The sequence below is a fragment of the Streptomyces prunicolor genome (assembly GCF_045162825.1).
GTDB classification, from domain to species: Bacteria; Actinomycetota; Actinomycetes; order Streptomycetales; family Streptomycetaceae; genus Streptomyces; species Streptomyces prunicolor.
Genome location: NZ_CP108676.1, coordinates 6,613,650 through 6,628,960, shown reverse-complemented (window position 1 = coordinate 6,628,960; position 15,311 = coordinate 6,613,650). Strand labels below are relative to the sequence as shown.

Annotated in this window: 15 protein-coding genes; 8 read left to right on the top strand and 7 right to left on the bottom strand. The window is 71.0% G+C overall.

Annotation, left to right across the window (positions count from 1 at the left end):
• Positions 1 to 80: 80 nt before the first annotated feature.
• A complete protein-coding gene (locus tag OG588_RS30555) occupies positions 81 to 1,154 on the top strand; it encodes an NlpC/P60 family protein (protein ID WP_405950060.1) in 1,074 nt (357 codons plus the stop codon).
• Positions 1,155 to 1,200: 46 nt separating this feature from the next.
• Here OG588_RS30555 and OG588_RS30550 read toward each other — a convergent pair whose 3' ends face one another.
• Both OG588_RS30550 and OG588_RS30545 read right to left on the bottom strand, forming a co-directional pair.
• Positions 1,201 to 1,920 carry a response regulator transcription factor gene (locus OG588_RS30550; protein ID WP_327401845.1) on the bottom strand — a complete coding sequence of 240 codons (720 nt, stop codon included), beginning with the start codon at positions 1,918 to 1,920 and terminating at the stop codon, positions 1,201 to 1,203.
• On the bottom strand, positions 1,917 to 3,245 hold the full coding sequence (locus OG588_RS30545) for an ATP-binding protein (protein ID WP_174447517.1): 1,329 nt from the start codon (positions 3,243 to 3,245) through the stop codon (positions 1,917 to 1,919). Before OG588_RS30545 ends, OG588_RS30550 begins: the two co-directional genes overlap by 4 nt.
• 138 nt (positions 3,246 to 3,383) lie before the next feature.
• On the opposite strand from OG588_RS30545, the gene OG588_RS30540 reads away from it, so the two are divergent.
• Genes OG588_RS30540 through OG588_RS30530 form a run of 3 tightly spaced genes read left to right on the top strand, consistent with a single transcriptional unit; the run spans position 3,384 to position 5,375 of the window.
• Positions 3,384 to 3,728 (top strand): hypothetical protein, encoded by a 345-nt coding sequence (locus OG588_RS30540; RefSeq protein WP_405950059.1) that lies wholly within the window; start codon positions 3,384 to 3,386, stop codon positions 3,726 to 3,728.
• Complete coding sequence (locus OG588_RS30535; protein WP_405950058.1) at positions 3,725 to 5,146, top strand: PspC domain-containing protein; 1,422 nt, start codon at positions 3,725 to 3,727, stop codon at positions 5,144 to 5,146. Before OG588_RS30540 ends, OG588_RS30535 begins: the two co-directional genes overlap by 4 nt.
• Positions 5,133 to 5,375, top strand: coding sequence for a hypothetical protein (locus tag OG588_RS30530; RefSeq protein ID WP_405950057.1), 243 nt, complete (start codon positions 5,133 to 5,135; stop codon positions 5,373 to 5,375). The genes OG588_RS30535 and OG588_RS30530 overlap by 14 nt, the downstream gene beginning before the upstream one ends.
• 26 nt (positions 5,376 to 5,401) lie before the next feature.
• On the opposite strand, the gene OG588_RS30525 is transcribed toward OG588_RS30530, so the two are convergent.
• Together OG588_RS30525 and OG588_RS30520 are read right to left on the bottom strand one after the other, a co-directional pair.
• On the bottom strand, positions 5,402 to 5,932 hold the full coding sequence (locus OG588_RS30525; RefSeq protein ID WP_026150182.1) for a DoxX family protein: 531 nt from the start codon (positions 5,930 to 5,932) through the stop codon (positions 5,402 to 5,404).
• 140 nt (positions 5,933 to 6,072) lie between these two features.
• Entirely contained in the window at positions 6,073 to 7,353 is a 1,281-nt protein-coding gene (locus tag OG588_RS30520) for a hypothetical protein (protein ID WP_405950056.1), read from the bottom strand.
• A 209-nt stretch (positions 7,354 to 7,562) separates the two neighbouring features.
• Between OG588_RS30520 and OG588_RS30515 the strand changes: the two genes are divergently transcribed.
• A complete protein-coding gene (locus OG588_RS30515; protein WP_405950055.1) occupies positions 7,563 to 8,462 on the top strand; it encodes a DUF4429 domain-containing protein in 900 nt (299 codons plus the stop codon).
• An 8-nt stretch (positions 8,463 to 8,470) separates the two neighbouring features.
• On the opposite strand, the gene OG588_RS30510 is transcribed toward OG588_RS30515, so the two are convergent.
• Positions 8,471 to 9,265, bottom strand: a complete 795-nt coding sequence (locus OG588_RS30510) for a class II aldolase/adducin family protein (protein ID WP_405950054.1) — start codon at positions 9,263 to 9,265, stop codon at positions 8,471 to 8,473.
• Between the two features lie 153 nt (positions 9,266 to 9,418).
• Here OG588_RS30510 and OG588_RS30505 point away from each other — a divergent pair, with 153 nt between their 5' ends.
• Positions 9,419 to 9,892 carry a pyridoxamine 5'-phosphate oxidase family protein gene (locus OG588_RS30505; RefSeq protein ID WP_405950053.1) on the top strand — a complete coding sequence of 158 codons (474 nt, stop codon included), beginning with the start codon at positions 9,419 to 9,421 and terminating at the stop codon, positions 9,890 to 9,892.
• 14 nt (positions 9,893 to 9,906) lie between these two features.
• Here OG588_RS30505 and guaA read toward each other — a convergent pair whose 3' ends face one another.
• A complete protein-coding gene (gene guaA / locus OG588_RS30500; RefSeq protein ID WP_366095471.1) occupies positions 9,907 to 11,478 on the bottom strand; it encodes a glutamine-hydrolyzing GMP synthase in 1,572 nt (523 codons plus the stop codon).
• Positions 11,479 to 11,822: 344 nt separating this feature from the next.
• On the opposite strand from guaA, the gene OG588_RS30495 reads away from it, so the two are divergent.
• On the top strand, positions 11,823 to 12,101 hold the full coding sequence (locus OG588_RS30495) for a chorismate mutase (protein ID WP_405950052.1): 279 nt from the start codon (positions 11,823 to 11,825) through the stop codon (positions 12,099 to 12,101).
• 685 nt (positions 12,102 to 12,786) lie between these two features.
• Here the strand turns inward: OG588_RS30495 and OG588_RS30490 are convergent.
• Positions 12,787 to 13,992 (bottom strand): hypothetical protein, encoded by a 1,206-nt coding sequence (locus tag OG588_RS30490; RefSeq protein ID WP_405950051.1) that lies wholly within the window; start codon positions 13,990 to 13,992, stop codon positions 12,787 to 12,789.
• A gap of 212 nt (positions 13,993 to 14,204) precedes the next feature.
• On the opposite strand from OG588_RS30490, the gene OG588_RS30485 reads away from it, so the two are divergent.
• On the top strand, positions 14,205 to 15,263 hold the full coding sequence (locus OG588_RS30485) for an LAETG motif-containing sortase-dependent surface protein (RefSeq protein WP_405950050.1): 1,059 nt from the start codon (positions 14,205 to 14,207) through the stop codon (positions 15,261 to 15,263).
• Positions 15,264 to 15,311 lie beyond the last annotated feature (48 nt).

Sequence of the window (15,311 nt, the reverse complement as noted above, 5' to 3'; positions counted from 1 at the left end):
CCGCTCCCCCTGTGCGGGCCGCCGCCGGACGCGCAATCGCCCGCTCCCCCGGCGGTCGTACGAAAGGACGTGCAGTCCACGTGGCAGCGCACCGCAAGCCCCGACAGCGCTCGCTCAGCGGCAATACAGCCCGTACGGCGGCGACCATCGCCCTCGCGGGCGCGGCGACGGCGACGGGCTTCGACGGGACCTCGCACGCCGAGCCACAGCTGACACCGACGCAGGTCAAGGCCAAGGTGGACAAGCTGTACCAGGAGGCGGAGGTCGCGACCGAGAAGTACGACGGCGCAAAGGAGAAGGCGGACGCGGCCGAGAAGCAGCTGAACACCCTGCGGGACGAGGCGGCCCGCAAGACGGAGAAGCTCAACTCGGCCCGGGACTCGCTGGGTTACGTCGCCGCCGCGCAGTACCGCAGCGGCGGGATGGACCCCGCGGTGCAGCTCATGCTCTCCAGCAACCCCGAACGGTATCTGGACGGCGCCGAGTTCGCCGACCGGGTGGGCCACCGGCAGACGGCGGCCGTCGCCCTCGTACGGCAACAGCTGCGGGAGATCGAGCAGTTGCGCGGCGCCGCGCACATCGAGCTGACCTCGCTGAAGTCCCGGCAGGCCGAACTCGGCAGGCAGAAGAAGACGATCAACGGCAAGCTGGACCAGGCACGCCGACTGCTGTCCGGGCTGACTCCGCAGCAGCGGGTGCAGGTCGTCGAGGCGGGTGGCACCGGCCGCGCGTCACGGTCGGCGACCGCGGCACGGGGCGCGCTGGCCGCGCCCGCTTCCTCCGCCGCCGCGTCCGACGCCCCCAACTCCCGTGCGGCGGCGGCCGTTTCCTACGCCTACCAGAAGCTCGGCAGCCCCTACGTCTGGGGCGCGACGGGCCCCAACGCCTTCGACTGCTCGGGCCTCGTCCAGGCCGCCTACAGCTCCGCCGGTGTCTCCCTGCCCCGCACGACCTACGCCCAGATCAACGCGGGCCAGCGGGTCTCCCGGTCCGAACTGCGCCCCGGCGACCTGGTGTTCTTCTACTCGGGCATCAGTCACGTCGGCATCTACGTCGGCGACGGCCAGATGATCCACGCCCCGAACCCGACAGCTCCGGTACGGCTGGCGCCGATCGACCAGATGCCGTTCGCGGGGGCGACCCGGGTGGTGTGAACCCCGAGTGAACTCCCTTACGGGGTACGCCCCTTTCGGACCCGGGTCACACCAGCCGCCGCGCCGTCGCCCACCGCGTCAACTCGTGCCGGTTCGACAGCTGGAGCTTCCTCAGCACCGCCGAGACATGGGACTCGACCGTCTTCACCGAGATGAACAGCTGCTTGGCGATCTCCTTGTAGGCGTAGCCGCGCGCGATGAGGCGCAGGACCTCGCGCTCGCGCTGGGTGAGGCGGTCGAGGTCCTCGTCGACCGGCGGGGCGTCGGTCGACGCGAACGCGTCGAGGACGAAGCCGGCCAGGCGGGGCGAGAAGACCGCGTCGCCCTCCTGGACCCGGAAGATGGAGTTGACGAGGTCCGTGCCGGTGATCGTCTTGGTGACGTAGCCACGCGCACCGCCCCGGATCACCCCGATCACGTCCTCCGCCGCGTCCGACACGGACAGGGCGAGGAAGCGGACGGGCTGCTCGGCGTCGCTCATCAACGGGGCGCAGCGGCGCAGGACTTCGACCCCGCCGCCACCCGGGAGGTGGACGTCGAGGAGGACCACCTCGGGGCGGGTCGCGGTGATGACCGTGACCGCCTGGTCGACGTCCGCGGCCTCGCCGACGACCTCGACCCCGGTCTCCTCGGTGCGGCCGATCTCGGCCTGGACCCCCGTACGGAACATGCGGTGGTCGTCGACGAGGACCACGCGCACATGACGCCCGCCCGCGCTCCCGCCGGTCGGCTCCGCCGGTTCGTTCGTCTCGGTCGCGTCGCTCATGACGTCTTCTCCGCCCTCTCCATCTCCAGCTCGACCTCGGTACCACCGTCCGGCACCGCGCGCAGGCGTGCCGTACCGCCGTGGCGCTCCATGCGGCCGATGATCGATTCTCTGACGCCCATACGGTCGGCGGGTATCGAGTCGAGGTCGAAGCCCGGTCCGCGGTCACGGACGGACACGAAGACCGTCTTCCCCTCCACCTCCGCGTAGACCTGTACGGCGCCGCCCTCGCCACCGTACTTGGCCGCGTTCACCATCGCTTCGCGCGCGGCCTGCATCTGTGCGCCGATTCTGTCGTCGAGCGGGCAGTCGCCGACGATGACGACCTCGATGGGGACGCCGTGCTTGTCCTCGACCTCGGCCGCGCTGCGGCGGACCGCCTCGGCGAGGGTGTCGGGTTCGTCGGCCTCGTCCTTGCCGGTGCCCTCCGGTTTGTAGAGCCAGGCTCGCAGGTCGCGCTCCTGGGCGCGGGCCAGGCGGCGCACCTCGTTCGGGCTCTCCGCGTTGCGCTGGATCAGGGTCAGGGTGTGCAGCACGGAGTCGTGGACATGGGCGGCGACCTCGGCGCGCTCCTGGGCGCGGATGCGCATCAGGCGCTCCTCGGAGAGGTCCTGGGTCATCCGCACGAGGTACGGGCCGGCGAGCAGGGTGATGCCGACGAGGACCGCGAGGGCCGCTTGGAGGACCGAGCCGAGGTGGCTGGCGGAGCCCTGCAGCACGAAGATCGCGGTGGCACCGGCGGTGACCAGCAGGACGCCACCGCCCGCGCGCAGCAGGCTGAGCGTACGGCGGCGGCTGCCGACCTCGGCCCAGCGGGCCCGGCGGGCGTTGTCCGCCTGGCGCCAGACGAGGGCGACGCCCGCGCCGACGAGGACGGTCGGGAAGAGATAGGCCTTGGCGCCGCTGCCCAGGTTCACATTGCCGACGAAGACCAGCGCGACGACGACCATGAGGAGCAGGGCGACGATCTGGCCCTTGTCCGGCTTGCGGGCGACCAGTCTGCGGCGGCCGTCCGGCGAGGTCTCGGTGGAGACGAGCGACGGGGGTCGCTGCCCGGCGACGCCGCCGACGCCGAGCGGCACGAAGAACCAGAACGAGGCGTACAACAACGCCCCGAGCCCGTCCGCGAGGAACAGCCCCACGAACACCAGCCGCACCCAGATCACCGGCAGCCCGAGATGCCCGGCGAGCCCCCGCGCCACGCCACCGAGCCAGCGTCCGTCACTGCTGCGGTAGAGCTTGCGCGGCGGCCGCGGGTCCTCGACGGGCAATGCTGCGGCTTCCGGCATGCCACCGATGTTCACACGCCCCGCCGTCCGGGGCATCAGGGTCGACCCCCGAGACTCCCCTGATCTTCGAATACGGCGCGCTCGGTCCGTGAATTCAGCGCGCTCGGCCCGCGAAAACGGCGTGCCGCGGGGGTTCTGACGGGTTGCCGGATGGGGAAGCGGTGACAGCGGTCCGTGGGTCGGTGGCGGCTGCGGCTGCGGCTGCGGCTGCGGCTGCGGCTGCGGCTGCGGCTGCGGCTGCGGCTGCGGCTGCGGCTGCGGAGGATCTCAGCGCCACCGGCACACGAGCCGGTCGCGGTGTCGGTCGCGATGTCGGTCGCGGTGGCACGGGAGCCCGGCGGACAACCGGCCGCCCGCGGCAACCACGCCCGCCCGGCGAACAGCTCGCGGCACGGCCCACCGACGCGCACCACCGCCCCTCGGACACTCCCCCGGTCCGGATCAGGGCCGATTTCAGGGTTCGGCCAGGGTCGTCCCGACTGCCATCGGCGGCTCGCGCCGGGCAGCATGGACGCATGACAGATCACGAGCACGCCGCGACGGGTCCGGGACCCGGCTCCGGCCCACGTCCGCGAGCGGGCGGCGGGCCGCAGGACGCCGTGCCCGGCGCGGGTGCCGCCTCGTCGCCGGGTGCGGTGCCCGGCGGCGGCACCGCGACCGCGGCACCGCACCGGTTCCGGCGGGACCGGCGGTCGAAGGTGCTCGCGGGGGTGTGCGCGGGGCTGGGGCGGCAGTGCGACATGGACCCGGTGATCTTCCGGATCACGCTCGCCGTGCTCTCGGCGACGGGCGGCATCGGCCTCATCTTCTACGGCTTCGCCTGGCTCTTCGTCCCGTACGACGACGAGGAGGAGAACGAGGTCCGCAAGCTCTTCACCGGCCGCGTGGACGGCCAGGCCCTGGCCGCCGTGCTGTTCGCACTGGTCGGCTGCGGTGTGTTCCTGTCGATGCTGAACAACGCGAGTGTGCTGACCTTCGCCGTCGTCCTCTCCCTTCTGCTGGCGGGCGCGGGGTACTGGTCGCAGCAGCGCGGCGCCCCCGACCCCGACCCGCTGGCCGCACAGGCGGTCGCCGACGCCCCGCCGGAGGCCCAGGCGCCGCCGGTGCCCGCCGCCTATCCCTCCTGGTGGCGGGATCCGATCGTCAAGGACGGCACGCACGTCGGTGGCACCGGCTATCTGTGGGGCCCCGGCGACTCCCGCGACCGTGACATCACGGACGTGCTCGACATCCGCCTCGGCCCCTCGTACCCGCACTGGCGCGAGGATCAGCGAACCCCGCGCCCGGCGCCCCCGAAGCAGCGCGGCCCGCGCTGGATCGGCGGCTGGGTGTTCCTGCTCGCGCTGTGCGCGGGGGCCCTCGGCACCGCCGCGAAATGGGACGACCAGGCGCTCGGCACCAGCCTGCAGGCGGGCCTGGCCTGTGCGCTCGTCGTCTTCGGCCTGGGCATCGCGCTCAGCGCCTTCCTGGGGCGTACGGGGGCGGGCTCGGTGTTCCTCGCGATCGTCACGGCCGGCCTGCTCGCCGCCTCGGCGGCGCTGCCCAAGGACCTCACCACCCACTGGGAGCACCTCACCTGGCAGCCCGCGGCGGTGGCGGACGTACAGCCGAAGTACGACCTGGGGAACGGAGTGGGCACGCTCGACCTGACCCGGCTGCGGCTGACCAAGGGGCAGACGGTCGCGACGGACGCCGAGGTGGGCGTCGGACAGCTGAAGGTGATCGTGCCGTCGGACGTGACGGTGAAGCTGAGTGTGGACGTACGCGTCGGGGACATCCAGTTGCCCGGTGACGACAAGAAGGACGTGGACGTGGAGCCGGGCAAGCACCAGCAGGTCACCCTGACCCCGGCGACGGGCGTCAAGAGCACCGGCACGCTGGACCTGGACCTCCAGGTCGGCGTCGGACAGGCGGAGGTCAGCCGTGCTGCGTCATGAGTTCCAGCCCGGGAAGCTGGTCGCCGGTCTCGTCCTCGCCGCCGCCGGCGTGCTCTACGCCGGGGACGCGGGCGGGCTGTGGGCGACCGAGTGGTTCGCGGTGATCCCGCTGGTCACGTTCGGCCTGATCCTGGCCGGAGTGGTGGCGGGCGTCAACGGCGCGATCCGCAGACGCCGAGGGGCCGGCCGCAGGAACACGGCCGACCCTGGTCCGGACATATCCGGCTGACGATCACCTACGAACCGGACCGACGGCTACCGGTAGCCGCCCGCCCGTTGCCTTCGCCTGCCGCGGATCGCCGCGTCCAGGGAGAACACGGAGGCGCCCGCGAGGACGAGGGGCAGCCAGGCCATCAGGTAGGCGAGGTCGTTGCCGTAGTAGTAGGGGTCGTTGGCCCAGCTGATGGTCAGCCACAGGCTGAGCGAGATCAGCGCGCCGCCGAGCGCGGCGAGCCGGGCCAGCAGGCCGATCAACGTGCCGATGCCGACGGCGAGTTCACCGAAGGCGATGGCGTAGCCGAAGCCGACGGGGTTCTTCAGGGACAGGTCCACCAGGGCCGGGATCGCCGACGAGTCGCGGACCGCGCGCATCGTCTCGCCGATCGAGCCGGCGCCGGAGGACTTCATGAAGGCGCTGTCGGTGAGTTTGTCCAGCCCCGCGTAGATGAAGGTGACGCCGAGAAAGACGCGCAGTGGGAGCAGGGCGTATCGAGTGGCGGTGTCCCGCCAGTTCCGGTCGCCGTCGAGGTACGGGGTTTGCGTATCCATCCGAGTGCTGTGAGTCATCGCCCTTAGCCGCCTCTCGCCCGCTGTGCCGTGACCCCTCAACAGACCATACGTACGAAAAGGAGGACCCGCTCAATCATGCTTCGACGAATTCTTGCGACTTCGGCCAGGTTCGTACGGTGGATGGCTCATCGACGACGTCAGTCCGTCACGTCGACCACGCAGGCGTTCGTCTCCACGCCCGCCGCGGTCACGACCTGTACCTCCACGCGGCCGGGCTCGACGTCGGCCGGGACGGGGACGGTCAGGAGGGTGTCCGTGGGGTTGGAGAAGCCGCCGGCGACCGGGACGAGGGGGACGTGGACGTTGACCGGGCCGATGCGGACGACCATGCGCGAGAGGCGGTCGGCGGTCTGGGCGCCCGGGGGTACGAAGCCCGCGCCGCGGATCTCGATGTCGTCGCCGGTGCGGATGGGGGCGTCCAGGTCGCCCGCCTCGCGGGAGCGCACCACCGAGAGGATGACCGGGCGGCCGCCCTCCGCGTACTTGCCGGCCAGGTATGTCGCGGCCGAGATCAGCACGACCACCGCCAACCCCCAGGGCAGGTCGGGCAGTTGGTCGGGGCGGCGGGCGAGGCGTACGGCGACGAAGACGAGGGCGACGGCGCTGATCGCGACGTACTGGATGTCGGCGAAGGTGCCGCGGCCCGAGTCGTCGGTGAGGAGGTCGGCGGCGCGGGGGCGGTCGGCGGGCAGTTTCTGGAGGCGCTGGCCCAGTACGCGCAGGCCGACGACCCGGCGGACGAGTACGGCGATCGCGCAGACCACGGCGAGGACGGTCACCACACCGGCACCGCGGGCGAGTTCGAGGCCGGAGATGAGGGCGTCGCGTTCGACGTGGTCGGAGGCGGCGGCGAGCCGGCCGGCCAGGACCAGCACCGCGTACGCCACGAACAGCACCCAGGAGACGGCCACGGCACGGGAGGTCGACAGCCGGTTGTCCTCACCGATCACCGGGGCCAGTGCTCCGCCCCGCGCGCGGTGGAACCAGGAGGCGGCCGTCACCGTACCGGCGACCATGAGCGCGGCCAGCAGTCCGGCCGTGCGGGCCGCTGTCCAGCCCGCGCCGATCGCGGTGAGCGCCTGCACCAGGAGCAGCATCACGAAGGCGCCCCACACCGCGAAGGCCGTGCGCTGCCACAGGCGGGCCAGCCAGGCGCCGCCCTCGGCGCGACCGCGTTCGGCGACGACGTCGGCGGACTGGGTCAGTTCGTCCGAGACCCACTGGCGGGAGGCGGACGCCGAGTGCGCCACCGCCGCAGGCAAACCCTCGCCGGCCGCGAAGCCGTCCCGCTTGACGAGGAACGCGGCGACCGCGCGCCGATGCCCCTCGCGTGCTCCGTGCGGGCAGTCCCCGCAGGCGCAGCCGCCTCCGTGGGCACCGAGGTGCTCGCCGCCCTGTCTCGCCTCCTGCACCGCCACGCCCGACGCCTGCCTTCCCCATGCCCCTTGGCCCGTGACCCCGGGCCCTCACGTTCGGCGGCCGGCTCCGAAGCCTTTGGCCACCGCCTTGCAACTCCCGCACGACAACAGCGGATTGTGCCCTACGGGACACGGCCCGCGTCCGGCAGGTCTGGTCAGCGCGGGTGAAGTGAGCGCCGCCGTGTTGACCCGGCTGCGAGAATTTGCGTATGGCCGAGATCATCCAGCGCGACGGGACCTGGGCCTTCGACGGCACAACGGTCCGTATCACGCCGGGACTTCACCGCTCCGTGCCACTGTTCCGGCAGACGTACGGGGAGATCGCGGTGCCCCTCGAAGCCGTCGCGGGCGTCGTCTACGAACCCGAGCGCAAACGTGGCCGGCTGCGCCTGAGACTGCGCGAGGGCGCCGACCCGCTGCTGCAGGCGACCGGCGGACGGCTGCCGGACCCGGCGGATCCGTACCGGCTGATCGTGGACATCGACCGGTCCGGGGTCGCCGAGTACGTGGCGGAGGAGATCCGGCACGCGCTGCTCCTGGACCAGATCCCCAAGGAACCCACCAAGGCCTATCTCCTGCCCGGCCCGCCGGTCCCGGTCTCCGTCCGCTCCTCCGACGGCACGGTGTCCTTCGACGGCGCCCAGGTGCGCATCGACTGGGCCGACACCTCCGAGCGCGTCAAGCGTGCGACCGGGCCGCGCATCGTCGCGGTCGGGGACCTGGTCCAGGTGGAGTGGTTGCCCAACTCCGGTTACGAGGACGGGTTCATGCGGTTCGTGACCCGCGAGACGGTGTTCTCCAAGCTGCCGCCGGAGAAGGACCCGTACGCCCTCGATCTGTGGGGCAGCACCCGCCGGGATCTGCTCACCGCGCTGGTGGCGACGGCGGTGACGGCACGGCTGCCGCACCCGTCGGCCCGGGAACTCGAACGCGACAACGGCGAGTTCACGGACCGGCCCCGGCGGGCGGCCACCGTCCCGCCTCAGGCCGACCATCACGACGTACTCCTGCGCAGGCTGCGGGAGTTGGGCGAGCTGCACCGGGAAGGGGTGCTCACGGACGAGGAGTTCACGATGACCAAGGCGGCCGTGCTGCGGGGTTTCCGGTAGGAGGAGCCTCAGCTGAGGAGATCGGGCTCGCTGCGGCTGATGTCCTGCCACAGGGGCTGGTAGTTGATCCACGCGACGAGGTCGCCGCCGGTCTGTTCGCGGGTGGCGACGGCGAGTTTGTGGTCGATGAGGAGAGGTCTGCCGGCCGCTTTCGCGAGGAGCTGGACCTGGCAGGAGCGTTCCATGGACAGGAACCACCAGGCCGCCGCGTCCACCGAGTCGCCCACGGTGAGCAGTCCGTGGTTGCGCAGCACGAGCGCCTTGCGCGAGCCGAGGCCGGCGGCGATCCGCTTGCCCTCCTCGGCGTCGACGGAGACGCCGCTGAAGGCGTCGTAGAGCGCGTGGTCCTCGTAGAAGGCGCAGCTCTCCTGGCTGATCGGGTCGAGGAAGTCGCCGAGGGCGGAGAGCGCGCGGCCGTGCACGGAGTGGCAGTGGGCGACCGAGACGACGTCCGGGCGGGCCGCGTGGACCTGGGAGTGCACGGTGAACGCGGCCTGGTTGACGTGGTGGCCGCCCTGGAGGACCTGGCCGTCCGAGTTCGCCAGCACCAGGTCGCTCACGGTGACGTGCCGGAAGGGCATCCCGAAGGGGTTGACCCAGAAGCAGTCGCTGAACTCGGGGTCACGGGCGGTGATGTGCCCCGAGACCCCGTCCTCGAAGCCGAGCCGGCCGAACAGGCGCAGGGCGCCCGCGAGCCGCTCCTTGCGGTGCCGGCGTTCGTCCTCGACCGACTCGTGCATCGGCGGCATGGCGAACTGCAGCCGGTCGGTGGGCAGGGGGGAGGGCGGGGTCGGCCCGTGCATCGGTCCTCCAGCACTGGGTTCCTGGTTACCGGCGGAAGTTACCGTCAGTGAGGCGAAAAGGGCAGTGGTGTTCTGTAAAGATGCGGCACCAAGCGTGCCCGGCGTTCCCCAATCCGGACAGTGGATGTCGGGTATCGGCGGGACAGTGACCGTATGACATCGAACTGGGCGGTATTCGTCGCCGCGGAGCCCGACCTCGCCGCGACCGTGGAGGAGCGCTTCGGTGCCTTCACCCACCACGTCCTGGCGACCCTGCGCAAGGACGGGTCGCCGCGTACGAGCGGGCTCGAAGTGCGGTTCCTGGACGGTGAGTTGTGGTTCGGGATGATGCCCGACTCGCTCAAGGCGTTGGATCTGCGGCGCGATGCGCGGTTCGCGCTGCAGGCGAACCCGGGGGCGGGTACGGAGATGGGTGGCGGGGATGTGCGGGTCGGCGGGCGGGCGGTGGAGGTGACGGATGCCGGGGTGAAGGGGGCGTACAGGAAAGAGGTGGAACCACCGGAGCCGTTCCACCTCTTCCGCACCGAGCTGACGGAGGTCGTGCGGACCTACGTCGAGGACGAGACGTATCTCGTCACTCAGGTCTGGCATCCCGGAGAACCGGTGCGCACTCTCAAGCGGACCTGAGCCTCAGGAAAGGCCTACTCCCACTCGATGGTGCCCGGCGGCTTCGACGTGATGTCGAGGACGACCCGGTTGACGTCGGCGACCTCGTTCGTGATGCGGGTGGAGATCTTCGCGAGGACGTCGTACGGCAGGCGCGACCAGTCGGCGGTCATGGCGTCCTCGGAGGAGACCGGGCGCAGGACGATCGGGTGGCCGTAGGTGCGGCCGTCGCCCTGGACGCCGACGCTGCGGACGTCGGCGAGGAGGACTACCGGGCACTGCCAGATGTCGCGGTCGAGGCCGGCCGCGGTCAGTTCCTCGCGGGCGATCGCGTCGGCCTCGCGGAGCAGGTCGAGGCGGTCCTTGGTGACCTCGCCGACGATGCGGATGCCGAGGCCGGGGCCGGGGAAGGGCTGGCGCTGGACGATCTCGTCCGGGAGGCCGAGCTCCTGGCCGACCATCCGGACCTCGTCCTTGAACAGCTTGCGGAGGGGCTCGATGAGCTGGAATTCGAGGTCTTCGGGGAGGCCGCCGACGTTGTGGTGGGACTTGATGTTGGCGGTGCCGGTGCCGCCGCCGGACTCGACGACGTCCGGGTAGAGCGTGCCCTGCACCAGGAACGCGACCTCGGGGCCCGCGTCCGCGATGATCTCGGCCTGCGCCTGCTCGAAGACGCGGATGAACTCGCGGCCGATGATCTTCCGCTTCTGCTCCGGGTCGGAGACCCCGGCGAGCGCGGTGAGGAAGCGCTCCTCCGCGTCCACGACCTTCAGCTGTACGCCGGTCGCGGCCACGAAGTCCTTCTCGACCTGCTCGGTCTCGCCCTTGCGCATCAGGCCGTGGTCGACGTAGACGCAGGTCAGCTGGGAGCCGATGGCCTTCTGGACGAGCGCGGCCGCTACGGCGGAGTCGACGCCGCCGGACAGACCGCAGATGGCGCGCTTGTCGCCGACCTGCTCGCGGATGAGGGCGACCTGCTCGTCGATGACGTTGCCGGTGGTCCAGTTCGGGGTGAGGCCCGCGCCGCGGTAGAGGAAGTGCTCCAGGACCTGCTGGCCGTGCGTGGAGTGCATGACCTCGGGGTGGTACTGGACGCCGTAGAGCTTCTTCTCGTCGTTCTCGAAGGCGGCGACCGGGACGACGTCCGTGGACGCGGTGACCGTGAAGCCCTCGGGGGCTGCGGAGCAGGCGTCGCCGTGCGACATCCACACCGACTGCTCGTCCGGGGTGCCTTCGAAGAGGGTGGAGGACGACTTGGAGACGTGCAGTTCCGTACGGCCGTACTCGCGGGCGCCCGTGTTGTCGACGGTGCCGCCGAGGGTCGTGGCCATCAGCTGGAAGCCGTAGCACATGCCGAAGACGGGGACGCCGGCGTCGAAGAGTTCGCGGTCCAGGCGGGGGGCGCCCTCCGCGTACACCGACGAGGGGCCGCCGGAGAGGATGATCGCCGCCGGGTTCTTGGCGAGCATCTCGGCGACCGGCATGGTGCTCGGCACGATCTCGCTGTAGACCCGGGCCTCGCGGACGCGGCGGGCGATGAGCTGGGCGTACTGCGCGCCGAAGTCGACGACCAGGACGGTGTCGGGGGCGGGGGTCGCTGCTGACACGGGGGCCTTCCGGCGGTTGGGCGGGGGTCTTGGGTACCGATTCTAACGGGGCTCGGGTGGGACACCTGGTCGTCCCTGGGGGCTCCGCCCCACCCCGCCCAACTCCGCCGGCTCCCCCGGTACCGTCGGGCGCCCTCAAAAAACTCTGTGCCATACTCCCCCCATGCTCACGCACCCGACCTTCCTCTTTACCTATGGCAACCGGCCCGCCGGCTGCCATGGTCGAGCTGCTTGAGTTACTGACAAGCGACTTTCCAGGCGCCCCGGGCCGACAAGGCCCGGGGCGCCTGTCGTTCTCCGGGGGTTGTCGGACCGGGGTGGCCGTTCCCGACGAGGAGACCCTTATGACCACCAGCACACCCGAGCAGACCGCCACCACGCCCGAGCAGACCATCGCCGACGCCCGTGACCGCATCGACGCCCTGGACGACCGGATCATCGGTCTGATCCAGGAACGGGTCGCCGTGTCCGCCGTCGTCCAGGACGCGCGGATCGCCTCCGGCGGGCGGCGGGTGAGCCTGACCCGGGAGAACGAGATCCTCAGCCACTACAGTGCCGCGCTGGGCAAGCCCGGTACCTCCCTGGCCATGACGCTGCTCGAACTGTCCCGGGGTCGCATCTGAGGCCGGTCGTATCTGAGTTCGGGCCGCTCTCACCCGTACGGCGCGTGACCGCCCCGCGAACCGCTTCGTTGGGGTGGTGTCCGCGCCAGCCAGGGGCGGGCCCGAAAGAACCACGCGTGGCTCGGCTGGGGCGATGAGACGTACGGATCGTGCCGTGCGTCGTGGGACCTCGCTCCAGGGTCGTGACCGGACGGCAGGGGACAGCAGCCCGGTCACCCAAGAGAACGGTCGGCTCCGGGGACGCCCGGGGCCGCCCGGCGGAAAATGCAAAAATGCACAAAGCCGGATCGAACGGTTGCGGAGGCCGCGTCCATCCAGCACGATGCGTAGAAAGCCCCTGAGTGTTCCGAGCACTCCCGGGCTCCCAAGTCCCCATGCACGCAATCGCATTGGGCATCGCACCACGGTGCACTGTCCCATCGCCAAAGGTCGAGACCAAGCGTGCGCCCCATGTGCGCCGGGGCGCCTACCCGGTGCACTTCGGACAACTTCACACAGCGGCGCAACCCCCCGGCGCCGCTCCCCAGGCACCGGCGCTGCCCTGACGCCGGTGCTGACGGAGAAGGGCCCCGCGGCTCCGTCCCGCGGGGCCCTTCGCTTGCCCGTCAACTCACCTGCACTCCAACTCGCTTGCCCATCAACCCGTTTGCCCGTCAGCCGGTAGGCAGCGCCAGCTCACCAGCCCTCACGTCCGGCTCACTGTCCCGCAGGACTCGTTCTCGCCCGCGCTGATGTCCTTGCTGCGGTCGTACGGGTCTGTCGTCGGGCCCGACGGTGCGGCGCCCGTGGGCTCGTCCGACGCGGAGTCCGAGGAGAAGGCGGGGTGGAAGTAGCCGTCGTAGACGTCGCAGGCGCTGTTGCCGAAGTCCGCGTCGTAGTTGACGACGCTGAGGCGGCCGGGGGTGACCTGGTAGCGGGCGGGGTCGAGGAGTTCGAGGTCGATCTCGCGGCGCACGATGGTGCGGGTGACCTCGGTGGAGCCGTCGGTGCGGGACACCGGGTAGACGAAGGTGTAGTCGGCGTGGATCTCGACGCCGGAGTGCTTGCTCTTCTTGAAGGTGATACGGCCGCGGGTCTTCACGACGTCACCGACGAGCCGTACGCCCTTGGGATCGAAGCGGCTGAAGAACATCAGGGGGTCGTGGGCCTTGGCCGGGGTCTTCAGGGACGTGTTCAACTCGTCGAACATGCCCGGCTGTTGGGGGTCCAGCACCGCGAGCGCGGCGGTCGGACGGGCGCCGGCGATCACCTTCGGGTCGAGGTTGGCGGCGACGAGGAACTTCTCGGCCTGCTGGAGGGCGAGTTGGACCCGTTCCTTCGAGAGCGCGCCGATGGCCGTCGCCTTCGGCAGGACGATGCCGGCCGCGCCGTCGGCCCAGTTCAGCGCGGGTGAACCGGCGAACGGCCGGTCCAGGGTGGGGGTTTCGGGGTCCACGGCGGAGGGCGCGGCGGTCGGGGCCGCGGTCTCCGGCGCGAGCGGGGAGGCCGCGGCGGCGTCGGGACTGCTGCCGTCACCCTGATCACCCTTGCCGAACGGGTCGCCGGGGATGAGCGACGGCTTCATCGCGACCACGGCGACGGCTATCGCGAGCGGGACACCCAGGGCGGCCCGCCAGCGGCGCTTGCGCTGGGCCCGCCCGTTCATCTCCTGCCAGGCGGGGCCGGTCCGCCAGCCCTCGGGCTCCTGACGCTTGCCCTTGCCCTTACCCTTCCTCGTCCCCTTGCTGTCGTCGCTCTGCTTCAGCCGCTCGGTCACCTCACGGGCGCGGGCGGACGGTTCCTTCGGCGCGGAGGCGCGGATCTCGCGCTCCGTGTCGCGGGCGAACTGTTCCCAGACATCGTCGGGGATCTCCGGGTGCGAGGACGGTTCCTCGGCAGGCTTCTCAGACACGTCCCCAAGTTCTAGACGTTCCGAAAGCCTGTTCACAAGAAGAACTTGGGTGTGACACAGCCCACATAAAAATCCCGTGAGGATGGGCACAACCGTTCGCAGGTTCAACGGGTCTCACCTGCATAACCAAGGGCCACACCCGCGCCCCACACGCGGAGCCCTCCGCCCAGTGTGCTGCGCTGCCGCAGCACACCGGACTTCTTGAGGACTTCATGAAGCTTCGCCGTGCCATGGCCGCGGCGGCCGCGACGGCCGTCATCGCTCCGCTCGCCCTGCTGTCCGCGCCGGCGGCGTTCGCCGACTCCCCGGACACTTCGTCCAGCAGCCCGGCGGCCGAGGACGGCACGCCGGCCGCCGAGGACAGCACCCCGGCAGCCGAGGACAGCACGCCCGCCGCGGACGACAGCACCCCGGCAGCCGATGACAGCACTCCGGCCGCGGACGACAGCACGCCCGCGGCGGACGACAGCACCCCGGCCTCGACGGGCACCCCGACCGGGAGTTCGTCGCCCACCCCCTCCGCGTCGCCGACCAAGCCCGCCGACGACTGGGACCCGTACGCGGACTGCAAGACCTTCGACGTGGACGAGAAGCTCACCGCGTCGATCACCGGGCTGCCGAACAAGATCGTCGCCGGTTCCGGCTGGCACACCTTCAAGTTCGTGGTGAAGAACGGCTCGGACAAGGACCTCAGCAACGTCTGGATCAACGCGCTCACCGAGTACAGCGACGACACCAGCGAGGACTCCTCGCTGTACCTGAACCTGGCCGACATCCAGCTGAAGCAGGACGGCAAGTGGACCGACTCCTACCAGCAGACCGTCGGTTCCGGGAACGACAAGACCACGCTGTCCGGGAGCATCGTCGCGGTCCTTCCCACCCTGGAGAAGAAGTCCTCGACCACGCTCGACCTCCGCGTGCAGATCAAGCGCGAGGCGCCGGCGGGCTCGTCGTTCGCCCTGAGCCAGGCGGTGTACGCGGGCAAGGGCAAGTCCTGCTACGGCAACGGCGACTACTACGACTTCTCCGTGCTCGCCGCGGGCAGCAGCACGGGTGACGTCGGCGACGCCACGCCGAACGGCAAGAAGCCCTCGGGCGCCGACGAGGACCTGAAGCCGCAGGGCGCGGTCAACGAGGCCACCGGCAACCTCGCCGAGACCGGCTCCAGTTCCGCACTGCCGGTCATCGGCCTCGTGGGCGGTGCCGCGGTCGTCGCGGGTGCCGCCGCGGTGGTCATGGTGCGCCGGCGCAAGACCGGAGAGAGCGCGTAACACGTAGCTCGCCGCACAAGGAAGGACCTGCGCTCGGAGGGGGGCGCA